Below are 14,586 nucleotides of genomic sequence, written 5' to 3'. Positions count from 1 at the left end.
CGAACACAGAAGCTTGCGACCGAGACCCAGTGAACCATGTCTCTGCGCAATTCGACAGTCGAGTTACCGACTATTTGCAAAATTCATGATCTTGCGAATGTGCAGGTAAGGGACAGATTGGGTGTATCCGTACTTTCGGTCTGTTTGCTTCTTGATAACCGAGTGAGCTTCCAGCAAACATGCTGTGACCCAGATCGCTACTGGGTTACGAAATCCCAGGTAGTGGTTGTCGCACACACACGTTTCACACTTCGCGTGTCGCGTGAGAGAAGGACTGGATGAATCCGACAGACCGGACCGAGGTCCGAGAGCACGATACGGGCGAGAGCTACGGGCGATCGTTGCTCAATCGTGTCCTGACCGAGGCGGCTGCCGGCGGCAACCCGTTGACCCACATCGCCGAGCTGCCCGCACGGCGCGCGCACACCACTGCGTGGCCGGAATGGGTGCCATCGGAGCTGGTCACAGCCCTGGACGCGCAGGAGATCACGCTGCCGTGGGAACACCAGACCCGCACGGCCGATCTCGCGGCGACCGGAAACCACGTCGTGGTGAGCACGGGAACCGCGTCCGGGAAATCGCTCGGTTACCAGTTGCCGGTGCTCACCGCGCTGCACGACGACCCCCGCGCCACCGCGCTGTATCTCTCCCCCACCAAGGCACTCGGCGCCGATCAACTCCGCGCCGTCGGCAGCCTGATCCATGACAATCCGCTGCGAGAGGCGCATCCGGCGAGCTATGACGGCGACACTCCCGCCGAGGTCAGACAGTGGGTGCGGGCCAACGCCCGCTGGATCTTCACCAATCCCGACATGCTGCACGTCGGGATTCTCCGTTCGCATCAGCGCTGGGCACGGGTGCTGCGCAACCTGCGGTATGTGGTGGTCGACGAATGCCACGCATATAGAGGGGTGTTCGGTTCACACGTCGCTCTGGTGTTGCGAAGGCTGCGTCGGCTCGCCCGGTTCTACGGCGCCGACCCGGTGTTCATCCTGTGCTCGGCGACCAGTGCCGATCCGGCCGCGTCGGCGAGCAGGCTGATCGGGGCGCCGGTGGCCGCTGTCACCGAGGACGGGTCGCCGCGCGGCGCCCGGACCGTCGCCCTGTGGGAACCGCCGTTGAGCGCGATGCGGGCCGGTGAGAACGGAGCACCGGTGCGGCGCACCGCGACCAGCGAGGCGGCCAAGATCATGGCGGCGCTGGTGGCCGAGGGCGCCAGGACACTGACCTTCGTTCGCTCGCGGCGCGGTGCCGAACTGATCGCGCTCGATGCCCGTCGCGTCCTCGCGGAAACCGCCCCCGAGCTGCAGGAACGGGTTGCCGCCTACCGGGCGGGCTATCTGGCCGAGGACCGGCGGGAGCTCGAGCAGTCGCTGTCGCAGGGGACATTGCTCGGCGCGGCGAGTACCAACGCACTCGAACTAGGCGTCGACATCGCGGGCCTCGACGCCGTGGTCATCGCCGGTTTTCCCGGAACGGTCGCCTCGTTCTGGCAGCAGGCCGGGCGGGCGGGCAGACGGACGCAGGGTTCGCTGGTGGTGCTCGTGGCTACCGACGACCCGCTGGACACCTACCTGGTGCACCACCCGCGAGCGCTGCTCGACCGGCCGATCGAGGCCACCATCACCGACCCGTACAACCCTTACATCCTCGGCCCCCAACTGCTGTGCGCCGCGATGGAGCTGCCGCTCACCGACGAGGAGGCGAGCGAATTCAGAGCCGACGAAGTACTCGCCGACCTCGCCGATCAGGGCCTGATCCGGCGCAGGCCGGGCACCCGCGGCGCGGGTGCGCGCTGGCACATCACCGCGCACACCCATCCGCACGACGACGTGGATGTGCGCGGTGGACTCGGCTCGCCGGTCGCGATCGTCGACGCCGAGACCGGACGCCTGCTCGGCACCGCCGACGCAGGCCGGGCACCCGCCACGCTGCACACAGGGGCTGTCCATCTGCATCAGGGCGAGACCTATCTGGTCGACGAACTGGACCTCGAGGGTGGTGTCGCGTTCGTCAACGAGGTGGATCCCGGCTTCACCACCAGTTCCCGGCAGATCACCTCGATCACCGTTCAGGGGGTGATCGAGGAGCGCGTGCTCGGCGCGGTCACGGCTGCATCCGCGCAGGTGGCGGTGACAAACCAGGTCGTCGGCTACCTGCGGACCCTGGTGACCGGCGAGGTGCTCGACCAGGTGGAGCTCGATCTGCCCGCGCACACCCTGCACACCAAGGCCGTCCTGTATACCGTCACGCCCCCGCTGCTCGCCGCCGCGGACATCTCCGACGATCAGCTTCCCGGCGCGTTGCACGCCGCCGAGCACGCCGCCATCGGCATGTTGCCGCTGGTCGCGGGCTGCGACCGGTGGGACATCGGCGGTGTCTCCATCGCCGAACATCCCGATACCGGCGCGCCGACGGTGTTCGTCTACGACGGCCAGCCCGGTGGCGCCGGGTTCGCCGAGCGCGGATTCGCCCAGCTCACGGACTGGTTGTCCGCCACGCTGAGCGTGATCCACAGCTGCGCGTGCCAGGACGGCTGCCCCTCGTGCGTGCAATCGCCCAAGTGCGGAAACGGCAACAACCCCCTGGACAAGGACGCCGCCGCGCGCTTGCTGGCCGCCGTTCTCGGCGAGCTGCGGGCTCATGGGGAGCTACCTGTGGATTCATGATGTCCGCACGCTCGCGGCGTGACCGGCGAGACACCGCACTCGAAGAATGTTGGTCACTCGTCCGAATTACTGCTGACCAGCAGCGATATGCCAGCCGACGCCCCATGTCCGAATAAAAAGGACCACTATTCTATTAACTGGCACATAGCCAACTGGAGCCACGGGCGCGATTACATCGTTTTTTTCATTTTTTTCTCGCCCAGATCAAAGAATGCGCATGAAATAGCGCATAAGCACTTCCGGTTAATTCGAATTGGTTCGGTGCGGAACAACCACCGGCCAGTGATAACACTTGCGCGTCACTCATTCTCTTCCACCGGACCCGCCCGTGCCGAAGCCTGCACAGTGCGCATACCGAACACTCCCGCTGACACATTCGCCTCGACATCTACAACAACATCCCACTGCGCGACCGAGCACCGCCGTACTCGAACCCCCATCCGCCGGGCGATCTCCCCGGCCTCCCCACATGCCGCCTCCGCGCTCTCCGCCAAGAGACCCGCCGCGGCCAGCGCGCCCAGATCCGCGGCCCCCTGCGCCCGATGCCGAGCCACCACCGCTACACCCACCTGGCCCACCAGCAACGTCAGGCAGATCAACCCCGCCAACGCCACACACACGAACGCCGTTGCCCCGCCCCCATCCGCCGTGAACCACGACGACCTACGATCCTTCGACCCGCACGGTTTCACCTCTCGAGCCGTTCCCTCCGCCGGCACCTACGCATCGCTGTCACGGATCCACTCCCGGCTCGGTGACGGCCACCGCTTCGGCGCGAAGGCGCAGGCCGGGCAGGAGTGGGGTGTTCGCGGCGACGGTGGCGACCACCCGATCGCCTTCGGTGCGGAGTTCGACGGTCGCGCCCGATGGGGCGACAGATCGTCCCGCGGTGATCGCGCGCGAGGTGTCACCCCGGGCAGCGAGGCGGGCGGTCTCGCGGGCAGCATCGGTGCAGCGGACCTGGGTGGATCCTGCGAGCAGTGCGCCGACGCACAGGGCTACGGCGCACACCAGGGCCGCGAGTGCGATGGCGGCCTCGACCGTCACCGCACCCGCGTCGGCCACGAGAGTGCCGGTGTCGCGGCGGTTTACACGCTCGTGTTGAGTGCCTTGTCGATGATGCCGGTCAGCGCGTTGACAATGCTGTCCCCGGTGACGACCCCGTAGAGCACGGCTCCGAAGGCCGCCGCGGCGATAGTGCCGATCGCGTACTCCGCCGTGGACATGCCGTCGTCCTCGAGCAGCAGACGCGTGATTCGAGTGCGGGCCCCCAGGTATACCGCGTGCGCGAACGTCATCGTGATCCCCTCTCTGGTTGCACCGCGCGGCCGATCCGCGCGGTGAAGTTTCGGTGGCCCCGTCGCAACCGGTCACAGCAGCCCACCGCCGCCGAGCACGCGGTCGGCGAGACCGATAACGACCGGCACGATGCCGAGGCAGACGAAAGCGGGCAGGAAGCACAGGCCGAGCGGGCCACCGATCAGCACGCCCGCGCGTTCGGCGCGCGCGACGGCAGCGTCCTCCACGGCTTCGCGGCGTTGCGTGGCGAGTTCGCCGACTGCCGCGGCCAGCGAGGCGCCGGAGCGCGCCGAACGACGCGCCATCCTGGCCAGCGACTCCACGTCATCGGCGCCCGCCGACCCCACCGCATCCGCGGCCGCCCGTTCCCATGCCGTCGCCGCGTCGGCGCCCAGCGCGAGAAGGTCTGCGGCCCTGAGCAATGCCGCCCGAAGAACCGGCGGTGCTGTCGGCGCGCTGGCTCGCGCGGCCGCGGCCATCGGCAGTCCCGCTCGGAGACACGCTGCCAGTAGATCGAACGCGGACGCCGACCCGAGCGGGTCGACCTTCGCGGTGTCACCTGCCGTCCCGGAGACGCCGGCCGTCGTCGGACCGAGCGCACGCACCCGTCGACTGACGGCCACTCGCCCTGGTAGCAACACAATCGCCACGGCCGCGATCAGCAACGCCCCCGGCGCAGCAGCACCATCCATCCCCTGCACAGCAAATCCCCTCCTCGAAGTTCGGTCCACACCCATCCACACCCCGATCCGAACTGCCCCATGCGGGGCACCGCGATCAGCGCGTGGTCTTGTTCTGTGATCACAGCTGTCCACAGGCATTCGGCGACTACTCCCGCCCTGCCGTCGGGCCGTGACGCACACCGAGTGAGGCTGTGCTCTTGCAGCGGCGCACATTTGTCCACAGGCCTTCACACGAGTTGTCCACTACCGCCGTCCGTTCGACACCGTCCGGTGCAGATCAGGCGGTGCTCTTACGGGTGATGACATCTGTCCACAGCAGTCCACAGCAGGCGAGGGCGGCGCCCAACGGGAGAAGTAGTTCCCCGGCTGGAGCAGCGAACAGGATGGTGAGCGGGGCAGCTCCCATCAGTTGTCCCAGGCCGATGCCTACCAGGGGAAGGCCGGCCAGAACGGTGGCCGATGCTCGGGCGCCGGCCAGTGCGGCTTCGGTGCGGTCGCGAAAGCGGATGCGTCCGAGTAGGTCGGACCTGGCGGCGGCGAGTAGTTCCGCCAGCGCCAAGCCGTGCTCTTCGGCCACCCGCCAGGCCGCGGCGACTCGCGACAGTTCCTCGGCGACAATCGAATCCGGCTGGACCCAACCGTCGGCTCCGGAACCACCGAGGCGGCTGCGGCCGGCACTGATCGCCAGTACGCGCGCCGCTTCGCCGCGCGACTCGGCTGCGGCGGATTCGGCCGCCGCGCTCGGGTGGGCGCCCACGCGGAGCTCCCCGACCACAGCTTCGAGGCCGGCCAGGAGGTAGCCGCATTCGCGCCGTCGTTCGCGGTCACCTCGACCACGCCGTTGACGGACCGCCACAGTGGTTCCCAGCATCAGAGCGGCCGACCCGACGCCGGGTCCGAACATGAACGCCGTGCACCCCAGCGCGATTCCTGCACACCACTCCACAGGCACGCGTTGTCGCGCAGTGCTCCCGCTCGGCGCGAACAGCCGGGTGAACCGCCGTTGACCGCCTGCCACAGGCAACACCAGCACCGCGATCGCGCAACAGAGCAACGCACTACCCATGAGGCCGCCTCCTCCACACCGAAACCCGCATCTCGTTCGCCACACTCGCCGGCGGCTCCGAGCTCTACCCGCGGCGATCGCCGCTCCGCCTCGCCGCCCGCCGACCACCGCCCGGAATGGCGCGTAGACCTGTGAAGCCAGTTGCCCGCCGCTGTAATTCGCTCATGGCGACACGAATCCCGCGGAGCCACCACCGCATACGCAACCGAGTTACTCATCCGAGACGCACCTCGAGCAGTCGGTGGAGTTCGCCGACCGCGGGAGTCGGGTGGTCGTCCGCCCGCCAGGCGGGGATGATGTGGACTCCCTCGAAATCACGGTGCAGGACCCCGATTTCGTGGAGAGCACGGGTACCGTCGGCGCGGCGCCGAACGTGCAGGACTACCTGGACGGCGGCAGCCAGCTGGCTGTGCAGGGCCGCGCGGTCCATCCCGCCGAGCGCCGCCAGTGCCTCCAGGCGCGCCGGAACTTCCTGGGGCGAGTTGGCGTGGACTGTCCCCGCACCGCCGTCGTGGCCGGTGTTGAGGGCCGTCAAGAGATCGACGACTTCGGCACCACGGACCTCCCCGACGACGATGCGATCCGGGCGCATCCGCAAGGCCTGACGGACCAAGTCGCGCACCGTAACAGCGCCTACCCCCTCGACATTGGCCGTCCTGGCAACCAGCCGAACAACATGTGGATGGACCGGAGCGAGCTCGGCGGCGTCTTCCACGCAGACGATTCGTTCGGCAGGGTCGACGGCGGCGAGCAGGGCCGAGAGCAAAGTAGTCTTTCCCGCTCCGGTACCTCCCACGACCAGGAACGCGAGGCGGGCGCGGACGATGTCGCCGAGCAGACGGCGGGCATCCGGGGGAATCGAACCGGCGGCGGCCAGCGCGTCGAGGCCCTGGGTCGCGGGGCGGAGGATGCGAAGGGACAGGCATGTGCCGTCGTGGGCGACGGGGGCAAGCACCGCGTGGAGTCGAACGCCGAACGCGTCGCCCAGCGTGGCTTCGGTTCCGGCGAGTTTGCCGTCGACCCAGGGTTGAGCGTCGTCGAGGCGGCGGCCTGCGGCCGAGGCCAAGCGCTGGGCGAGGCGGCGAACAGCGGCTTCGTCGGCGAAGCGGACATCGGTCAGCTCCAGGCCGCGGCCACGGTCCACCCATACCGCATCCGGCCCGGTGACGAGTACATCGGCGACCCGAGGATCGTGCAGCAACGGCTCCAGCAGCCCCGCACCGGTCATCTCGGTCTGCAACAGGCGCAGGGCCCGGAGCAGATCGGTGTCGGCAAGCACCCCGCCCGCTTCCGTACGGATCGCGGCCGCCAGCTGCGCGGCATCTGGCACGCCCGGATGCTCGGCGAGGCGCTCACGGACGCGTTCGAGGAGGTCGACGGTCACAAAGGAGGTCATGTCGCGCCGGCTCCGTCCATCCGAAGGGCCGCACGAGGGATGGAGCGCCGGGCGCTGACGGGGGTAGTCATCCCTCGGCTCCGACCATGGCGAGGACAGCGTCGGCGGCGTCGCGCAGGGGGCCGCGCCGGCGGATGCTCAGGCCACCGCGTTCGAGACGGGAGGCGAGGCCGGCCTGCCCGCGGACCGCGGCGAGAAGGGGCAATCCGAGAAGTTCGGCGACTTCCGCGCCGCGCAGTCCGCCGGGCGCGGGACCACGGACGACCAAGCCGCGGTTGGGGTTTCGTTCTCCGAGATAGGCCGAGACGACTTCGGCCGCGGCGATGGAGCGCAGTCGGGCCGGTACTACGAGGACGACCAGATCGGCGGCGTCGAGCATCGCGTCGGCCGCCGGGCCACGCTCACACGACACATCACAGACCACGAGATCTCCTGCGTCCCTGCCCGATTCGATGACCGCACGGACCGCCGCCGGCGCCAGCCCGACGAACGCGTGCCCCACGGAAGCCGAGTCGGGCCGTGATCGCCCCGGACCCACCCCGGTGGCGGGTCGCGCTCGGCCGCAGGACAACACCGCCAAGCCGGGAGCCCCGACGGGCAACGCGTTGTGCAGCGCCGCAGCCGACACCCGTCCGTCCTCGATGATCAGGTCCGGCCAGCGCAGGCCCGGCACGTTCTCCATGCCCAAGACCAGATCTATCCCACCGTCGAGCGGGGCACCGTCGATCAGCACCGTGTCGCGACGCACCCGACGCGCGGCCCCGCGCAGCGCGGTCGCCGCGGCGAGCGTGGATGCGCCGGCACCTCCTCCCGCGCCGACCACCGCGACGACTATCCCTTCACCCGTGCGGGATTCGGCGTGTTCGGCGAACTGTTCGACCAGTGCGACAGCCTCCGAGGGCAATGCGACAACACGTTCGGCACCCACCGCCGTCGCCGCTTGCCAGTCGGGCACGGCAGGTTCCCCCTCGGTGACCAGGACGACGCCCGCCCGCCGCGGGAATCCGCCGACGGCGGCGGCAACAGCGGCGGCGGTATCGAGGATGACCATGCCTGCCCCGGCCCACGCATGCCTGCCGACCGGCATCACCCGTTCCTCGGTGACGCGCTCGGCGGCCGCCGCGACTCGACGCACCTCCGCGCGCAGCCGTTCATCACGCACGAGCACGAGAGCGGGCGCGATCTGTGGCGGGCCACCGCGCATCGGGACTGGGTTCATGCGACTCAGCGTTACCGAGCGAGGAGTTCATCAACACCCCGAAAACACCGATTGTGGATAACTCGGGGGTGTGGAGAACTTTGACGATCGTCCTGAAAATAGAGGACGGCCCCAGCCGGGGGGGAGGAGGCTGGGGCCGTCGGGTTCAGCCCCGGGGGGTCGGGCTGAACGCGCCTGGACTAAGTCCAGGTGCCAGCAATACTACACCCACCCCCTGCCGCGGGCGCAAGTAGCATTCGCCGACATTCTTCGGCGATTCGCGCCGCCCGGCGTCCCCGGGGCAAACCCTTTTCCACGGTGCGGGCAGTCGATCCTGCGGTGCGCGCAGGTCGTGCCTATTCTGTTGACGTGACGCCAGAACGCGACCAGACCTCGCCTACGGACACAAGTCTCGGCAAAACGGGCCGAGCCCCGGTGCCGGGCGGGCGCGTCGCCGCGTTCTTCGACCTCGACAAAACGGTGATCGCGAAGTCGAGCGCTTTCGTCTTCAGCAAACCGTTCTACGCGCAGGGTCTGCTCAACCGCAGAGCCGTGTTGGAGAGCAGCTACGCACACTTTTTGTTCCTGCTTTCCGGTGCGGATCACGACCAGATGGAACGGATGCGGGCAAACCTCGCCAACATGTGCGCGGGCTGGGATGTGGAGCAGGTGAAAACCATTGTGGCCGAGACTCTTCACGATCTGGTCGACCCGCTGATCTACGCCGAGGCCGCCGATCTGATCGCCGATCACAAGATCCGCGGCCACGATGTGGTGATCGTCTCGGCCTCCGGCGAGGAGATCGTCGGACCGATAGCTGAGGTGCTCGGCGCCTCGCACACCGAGGCGACCCGGATGGTCGTCGAGGACGGCAAGTACACCGGCGATATCGAGTTCTACTGCTACGGCGAGGGCAAGGTCGCCGCCATCGAGAAGCTCGCCGCCGAGCAGGGCTACGACCTGTCGCGGTGCTACGCCTACTCCGACTCGGTGACCGACGTGCCGATGCTGAGCGCCGTAGGCCACCCGACAGCGGTGAACCCCGACCGCGCGCTGCGCAAGGAGGCGGCGAGCCGCGGCTGGCCGGTGCTCACGTTCTCCAACCCGGTGTCGCTGTGGTCACGATTCCAGGCGCCGTCGACCACCACTGTCGCCGCGACGGCGGCTGTCGGACTGAGCGCGATCATCGCCGGCGCGATCAGCTACCGACTGCTCCGCAAACGACGCTGACCGGCCGCTTGCAGCACGAATCTCCGAGCGACACGCCGAATTCATCGGGATTCGGTTATGCCCGCGAAACCCTTGATGTGAGTGCCATCACAGTGTAAGAATGGAGTCACGGAAGGACGGAAGGCCAAGACGGAGCCGGAAGAGAAGGTTTCGCCTCCCATCCCACCCTTCCCAGCACGGACACCAGGCACCCACGCGGAGCGCGCCGCGACAAGGCCGAAAGAGTTGTGGGCCTGCGAAATTCGAGCCAACGTCGGCGAACGCCTCGCACAGGTTGCGGGGATGAACCGGCGGGGCTGGGATGATCGCCGAGGCCACCGAACACAACCCACCCTGCACGCTTGGTAACCGGGTGTTCCGTGCTAGCGGGCGGTGAGGTCGGGCAATCGACAACGCCGCCCGTTTCGATGTGTACGGCCGGTTCAGCCGGCCGCCGCGTCGGCGATCGAGTTCGCCTCGCGGGCCCCGTCTTCCAACGCGCCCGCGCAGAACAGCACCCAGCCACCCACGCCCTCCGCGGTGCCCATACCGAATCCGGCGGCCGCGTCGAGGTAGGCCTGGCGGCGGCGCAGCCAGAACACTTCGGGCACGCCGAGGCTGTGCGGATCGAGCCCGCTGGATACCGCGACCAGTCGCGAGGCAGCGCGCGCGACGACACCGTCACCGGTGCCGAACGGGCGCAACGACAGCAGCTCGCCGTGCACGATCGCCGCGATCACCGGGGCGGGCGCCTTGCTCGACTGGACGGTTTGCGTGAGCATGTCGAGCCGCTCGGCGACGCCGGGAGTCGAGCGCGGGCGACCGAGTTCCTGCCCGTCGGTCACCAGGTCGGCGGCGGCGAGCAGGTGCAGCCGGGCCAGCGCCTGCAGGGGCGCGCGCCGCCAGGTGCCGACGAGATTGGTGAGCGCGTCGCCGTCGAGCGCCTGACCCACCCGCAACGCGCCGGCCAGCACCGGGTCACTGACCTGACCGTCGGCGGGCAGGTCGGTGCTAGCGCCTTCGATGGCCGCCGAGGAGCGGGCGGCCCGCACGGCGGCTTCGGCGGCGGTGGTCGCCCAGCCACGCCGGTTCGACTTGTGCCGATGCACGGCCGCGAGCGCGTCGCGCGCCTTGTCGGCGGCCTCGCGCACGCCGGGCAGGTCGACCAGGGGCTGGAGCGGATCAGTCACGGCATGGAGGTTACCGCTCGTACAGTGCGGCCCCCACGGTCACATACAACCCGCGCACCGTCGGCCAGCTGCGATCCGGCCACGGCACCTCGGCGAGCCGCTTGGCTGCCGGGGTCACCGCCCTGCGACGCCGCGCTTCCCGCTCGGCCAGCCGTTCAGCATCGATTCGATCCACCGGCGTCTCCAACCCCGCGATCCAACCCGCACCACCTCGGACGAATCCACGCTACGCCGATGAGCCGGGCTCTCGAAGGGTTTCGGGAGCCCGGCCGGCACCCTTACCCCGTGAGCAGCTCGCGACCAGGAATCGCCTCGAGCAATGCCCGTGTGTACTCCTCGCGCGCAGATGCGAACACCTCGTCCGTTGTGGCCGCCTCCACCACCTTCCCCTCGCGCATGACCAACACGTTGTCCGCGATCTGCCGAACAACCGCCAGGTCGTGAGTGATGAACAAATACGTCAGCCCCAGTTCGGCCTGGAGGTCGTTGAGCAAGGTGAGGATCTGAGCCTGGACCAGGACGTCCAGCGCCGAGACCGCCTCGTCGCAGACCACCATCTCGGGCGAGAGGGCCAGCGCGCGGGCGATCGCCACCCGCTGACGTTGCCCGCCCGACAACTCGTTGGGATAGCGCCGCAGCACCGACGCAGGCAGCGACACCTTGTCGAGCAGGTCACGCACCACCGCTTCGCGCTCGGCGGGAGTACCGATCTTGTGCACCCGCAGCGGTTCCTCGATCGTGCGGAAGATCGAGTACATCGGATCGAGCGAGCCGTAGGGATTCTGGAAGATCGGCTGCACCCGCCGCCGGAAGGCGAACGCGCCCTTGCTGTCGAGCTTCGCGACGTCCTTGCCGTCGAACTCCACGGTGCCCGACGTCGGTTCGAGCAGGCCGAGCACCATCTGCGCGATGGTCGACTTGCCGGATCCCGACTCACCGACGATCGCGGTGGTGGTGCCGCGACAGACCGTGAAACTCACCTCGTCGACGGCCACGAAGTCCGTGGACAGCCACGGCCGCTTGCCGCGAATCTTGAATGCCTTGGACAGGTTTCGCACATCGAGCACGGTGTCGGGCAGTGCGTCGGATGCCTTCTCGGCGACAGCCACTTCGACAGCCTGCGCGCGCACTTCGGCCCGCTGCCGCGACGACGACATCCGCGATGCCGCCAGCGACGGCGCCGAGTTCACCAGCTTCTTGGTGTACGCGTGCTGTGGATCGCGCAGAATCTGCAGTGCGGGACCGGATTCCACCACCTTGCCGCGATACATCACCACCAGGTGCTCGGCCCGTTCCGCGGCGAGGCCGAGGTCGTGGGTGATCAGCAGCACCGCGGTCCCCAGCTCGGTGGTGAGCTGTTCGAGATGGCCGAGGATCTGGCGTTGCACCGTGACGTCGAGCGCCGAGGTCGGCTCGTCGGCGATCAGCAGTTTCGGCCTGCACGACAGGCCGATCGCGATGAGCGCGCGCTGGCGCATACCACCGGAGAACTCGTGCGGGTACTGGTTCACGCGGCGTTCGGCATCGGACATACCCGCCTCGGCCAGCAGTTCCACCGCGCGTTCGCGGGCCGCGGCGCCGGTGGCGATACCGTTGGCCACCAGGGTTTCCCGGATCTGGAAGCCGATCTTCCACACCGGGTTCAGGTTCGACATCGGGTCCTGTGGAACCAGGCCGATGCCGTTGCCGCGGATGGCGACGATCTCCTTCTCCGACGCTTTCGTCAGGTCCTTGCCGTCGAACAGGATCGAACCGCCCGTGACCCTGCCGGTGCCGGGCAGCAGGTTGATGATGGCGTGCGCGGTCGTGGACTTGCCCGAGCCGGATTCGCCGACGATGGCGACGGTTTGCCCGGGGTAGACGGTGAGGCTCACGCCGCGGACGGCGGGGATCTCCTTGCCGTCGGAGGTGAAACCGACGTCCAGGTCCCGGATTTCGAGCAGGGGCTCGGGCGCGGATTTGTCGAGGCTCATCGGGTGCGCTCCTTCGGATCGAGCGCGTCGCGCACCGCGTCGCCGAGCATGATGAAGCTCAGCACGGTGATGGCCAGCGCGGTCGCCGGATAGAACAGGATCGGCGAGGTACGGATCTCGGTCTTGGCGCGGTCGATATCGGCGCCCCAGGACACGATGCTCGGCGGCAGACCGACGCCGAGATAGGACAGCGTCGCCTCGGTGACGATGAAGACGCCGAGCCAGATGGTGGCGACCACGATCAGCGGACTCGCCGAGTTGGGCAGCACGTGTTTCATCAGCGTGCCGAGACGCGACACGCCCAGCGCCTTCGCGGCGGTGACATATTCGCTGTTCTTGGCCTCGACCACCGCGCCACGCGTGATGCGCGCGGCCTGCGGCCAGGTGAAGGCCACCAGGATCGCGACGACCGTCATGATCCCCGCGGGCCGCAGCAGCTGCAGCAGCACGATCGCGGCCAGCACCATCGGAATGGCGTAGAAGATCTCGGCGATGCGCGAGACGATCGTGTCGAGCAGCCCACCGTAGAAACCGGAAATCGCGCCGAGGATGCCACCTACCAGCAGGAACAGCATCGCCGATGCGATGCCGACGCTCACCGACGCACGCGCGCCGTAGACGGTGCGGGCATAGACATCACAACCCTGCTTGTCGAAGCCGAACGGATGACCCTCGCGCGGGCCCTCCATGCCGAACTCCCCCAGGCACAACCGCGGGTCCTGGCTGGTGAACAGCGACGGCCACACCACCACGAGCATGACGAACACGATCAACACCACCGAGACCAGGAACACGGGGTTTCGGCGCAGTCGCCGCCACGCGTCGCCCCAGATACTGGTCGGGGTGCCCTGGTCCAGGACACGGTCGGTGGCGAGCACCTCCACCTCGTCGGCGGGGGCCACGAAATGCTGTTGCTTGTCATGCATAGCGGATCCTCGGGTCCAGTGCGGCGTAGAGCAGGTCGATCACGAGGTTGACGATCAGGAACACCACCACCAGCACCGTCACGAACGACACCACCGTGGGTGGCTCGCCGCGGATGATCGCCTGGTACATGGTGCCGCCGACGCCGGGAATGTTGAAGATGCCCTCGGTGACGATCGCACCCGCCATCAACGCGCCGAAATCGGCGCCGAGAAAGGTGACGACCGGGATCATCGAATTCCGCAGAATGTGCACGCGCACCACGCGTCGGCGCCCGAGCCCTTTGGCCGTCGCCGTGCGAACGAAGTCGGCGGATTTGTTCTCCGCCACCGAGTTTCGGGTCAGCCGCAGCACATAGGCGAACGACAGCGAGCCGAGCACGAACGCGGGAACGATCAACTCGCTCAGGCTCGCTTTACCCGTGACAGTAACCGGGGCGATCCCCCATTTCACACCCAGAAAGAATTGCGCGAGATAACCGACGACAAACACCGGCAGCGCGATGATCACCAGGCTCGCGATGAGCATTGTCGAATCGAAGAGCTTGCCCTTTCGCAACCCGGCGATCATGCCGAACAAGATGCCGAAAAGACCTTCGATGAACACGGCGAGAAACGCCAGCCTGATGGTGATCGGGAAGGCGCGTTCGAGTTCTTCGCGGACCGGTCTACCCGAGAACGAGGTGCCGAAATCTAAAGTCAGAATTCCCTTCAAATAATGCAGGTACTGCACGATGAAAGGCTGATCGAGGTGATACCGGGCGCGCAGTACCGCCTCGGCGGCCGGCGTCAACTGTTTCTCGCCGGCCAGCGCCTTGATCGGGTCACCCGGAATCAGAAAGACCATTGCATAGATGAGCAGCGTCGCGCCCAGGAATACCGGGATCATCTGGAGCAGACGCCGAACTACGTACCAAGCCATCGTTTCCTCCGAAAACGACCGGGGCCGAGCCACTTCGCAGTGGCCCGGCCCAGCTGTC

General features: G+C 67.9%; 14 protein-coding genes. 2 read left to right on the top strand and 12 right to left on the bottom strand.

The window, feature by feature from the left end; translation table 11 throughout:
* Nucleotides 1-278 precede the first annotated feature (278 nt).
* Complete coding sequence (locus ACWFRF_RS28225; protein WP_452453069.1) at nt 279-2,669, top strand: DEAD/DEAH box helicase; 2,391 nt, start codon at nt 279-281, stop codon at nt 2,667-2,669.
* Between the two features lie 299 nt (nt 2,670-2,968).
* Here ACWFRF_RS28225 and ACWFRF_RS28220 read toward each other — a convergent pair whose 3' ends face one another.
* The 7 genes from ACWFRF_RS28220 to ssd all read right to left on the bottom strand — a co-directional run bounded on the left by ACWFRF_RS28220 (nt 2,969) and on the right by ssd (nt 8,332).
* Complete coding sequence (locus ACWFRF_RS28220; RefSeq protein ID WP_378996385.1) at nt 2,969-3,283, bottom strand: Rv3654c family TadE-like protein; 315 nt, start codon at nt 3,281-3,283, stop codon at nt 2,969-2,971.
* A 118-nt stretch (nt 3,284-3,401) separates the two neighbouring features.
* Nucleotides 3,402-3,734: a TadE family type IV pilus minor pilin gene (locus ACWFRF_RS28215; RefSeq protein WP_452453067.1), complete on the bottom strand. Its 333-nt coding sequence runs from the start codon at nt 3,732-3,734 to the stop codon at nt 3,402-3,404.
* 23 nt (nt 3,735-3,757) lie between these two features.
* On the bottom strand, nt 3,758-3,967 hold the full coding sequence (locus ACWFRF_RS28210; RefSeq protein ID WP_378661791.1) for a DUF4244 domain-containing protein: 210 nt from the start codon (nt 3,965-3,967) through the stop codon (nt 3,758-3,760).
* Nucleotides 3,968-4,039: 72 nt separating this feature from the next.
* Nucleotides 4,040-4,660, bottom strand: coding sequence for a type II secretion system F family protein (locus ACWFRF_RS28205; RefSeq protein WP_378996380.1), 621 nt, complete (start codon nt 4,658-4,660; stop codon nt 4,040-4,042).
* 268 nt (nt 4,661-4,928) lie between these two features.
* Nucleotides 4,929-5,717, bottom strand: coding sequence for a type II secretion system F family protein (locus ACWFRF_RS28200; RefSeq protein ID WP_378996376.1), 789 nt, complete (start codon nt 5,715-5,717; stop codon nt 4,929-4,931).
* 214 nt (nt 5,718-5,931) lie between these two features.
* Complete coding sequence (locus ACWFRF_RS28195; RefSeq protein ID WP_452453064.1) at nt 5,932-7,113, bottom strand: TadA family conjugal transfer-associated ATPase; 1,182 nt, start codon at nt 7,111-7,113, stop codon at nt 5,932-5,934.
* Nucleotides 7,114-7,180: 67 nt separating this feature from the next.
* On the bottom strand, nt 7,181-8,332 hold the full coding sequence (gene ssd / locus ACWFRF_RS28190; protein ID WP_452453062.1) for a septum site-determining protein Ssd: 1,152 nt from the start codon (nt 8,330-8,332) through the stop codon (nt 7,181-7,183).
* Nucleotides 8,333-8,746: 414 nt separating this feature from the next.
* Between ssd and ACWFRF_RS28185 the strand changes: the two genes are divergently transcribed.
* Entirely contained in the window at nt 8,747-9,541 is a 795-nt protein-coding gene (locus tag ACWFRF_RS28185) for an HAD-IB family hydrolase (protein ID WP_378996458.1), read from the top strand.
* A gap of 422 nt (nt 9,542-9,963) precedes the next feature.
* Here ACWFRF_RS28185 and ACWFRF_RS28180 read toward each other — a convergent pair whose 3' ends face one another.
* The 5 genes from ACWFRF_RS28180 to ACWFRF_RS28160 all read right to left on the bottom strand — a co-directional run bounded on the left by ACWFRF_RS28180 (nt 9,964) and on the right by ACWFRF_RS28160 (nt 14,528).
* The gene (locus tag ACWFRF_RS28180) at nt 9,964-10,710 is read right to left on the bottom strand and encodes a Fic family protein (RefSeq protein WP_378996368.1); all 747 of its coding nucleotides are present in this window, start codon (nt 10,708-10,710) and stop codon (nt 9,964-9,966) included.
* A 10-nt stretch (nt 10,711-10,720) separates the two neighbouring features.
* Nucleotides 10,721-10,885, bottom strand: a complete 165-nt coding sequence (locus ACWFRF_RS28175) for a hypothetical protein (RefSeq protein WP_266297608.1) — start codon at nt 10,883-10,885, stop codon at nt 10,721-10,723.
* Between the two features lie 103 nt (nt 10,886-10,988).
* Nucleotides 10,989-12,683, bottom strand: a complete 1,695-nt coding sequence (locus ACWFRF_RS28170; protein WP_452453060.1) for an ABC transporter ATP-binding protein — start codon at nt 12,681-12,683, stop codon at nt 10,989-10,991.
* Nucleotides 12,680-13,609 (bottom strand): ABC transporter permease, encoded by a 930-nt coding sequence (locus ACWFRF_RS28165; protein WP_452453058.1) that lies wholly within the window; start codon nt 13,607-13,609, stop codon nt 12,680-12,682. Before ACWFRF_RS28165 ends, ACWFRF_RS28170 begins: the two co-directional genes overlap by 4 nt.
* The gene (locus tag ACWFRF_RS28160; RefSeq protein WP_452453056.1) at nt 13,602-14,528 is read right to left on the bottom strand and encodes an ABC transporter permease; all 927 of its coding nucleotides are present in this window, start codon (nt 14,526-14,528) and stop codon (nt 13,602-13,604) included. The genes ACWFRF_RS28165 and ACWFRF_RS28160 overlap by 8 nt, the downstream gene beginning before the upstream one ends.
* Nucleotides 14,529-14,586 lie beyond the last annotated feature (58 nt).

Source organism: Nocardia sp. NPDC055165 (assembly GCF_053606985.1).
The sequence above is the reverse complement of the archived record's forward strand: the minus strand, read 5'-3'. Positions and strand labels throughout refer to the sequence as shown.

Excerpts from the sequence above, each read along its gene's own strand:
- ACWFRF_RS28165 (WP_452453058.1), bottom strand. The coding sequence starts at position 13,609 with ATGCATGACAAGCAACAGCATTTCGTGGCCCCCGCCGACGAGGTGGAG.
- ACWFRF_RS28195 (WP_452453064.1), bottom strand. The coding sequence starts at position 7,113 with ATGACCTCCTTTGTGACCGTCGACCTCCTCGAACGCGTCCGTGAGCGC.
- ssd (WP_452453062.1), bottom strand. The coding sequence starts at position 8,332 with ATGAACCCAGTCCCGATGCGCGGTGGCCCGCCACAGATCGCGCCCGCT.
- ACWFRF_RS28200 (WP_378996376.1), bottom strand. The coding sequence starts at position 5,717 with ATGGGTAGTGCGTTGCTCTGTTGCGCGATCGCGGTGCTGGTGTTGCCT.
- ACWFRF_RS28170 (WP_452453060.1), bottom strand. The coding sequence starts at position 12,683 with ATGAGCCTCGACAAATCCGCGCCCGAGCCCCTGCTCGAAATCCGGGAC.
- ACWFRF_RS28210 (WP_378661791.1), bottom strand. The coding sequence starts at position 3,967 with ATGACGTTCGCGCACGCGGTATACCTGGGGGCCCGCACTCGAATCACG.
- ACWFRF_RS28225 (WP_452453069.1), top strand. The coding sequence starts at position 279 with ATGAATCCGACAGACCGGACCGAGGTCCGAGAGCACGATACGGGCGAG.
- ACWFRF_RS28205 (WP_378996380.1), bottom strand. The coding sequence starts at position 4,660 with ATGGATGGTGCTGCTGCGCCGGGGGCGTTGCTGATCGCGGCCGTGGCG.
- ACWFRF_RS28160 (WP_452453056.1), bottom strand. The coding sequence starts at position 14,528 with ATGGCTTGGTACGTAGTTCGGCGTCTGCTCCAGATGATCCCGGTATTC.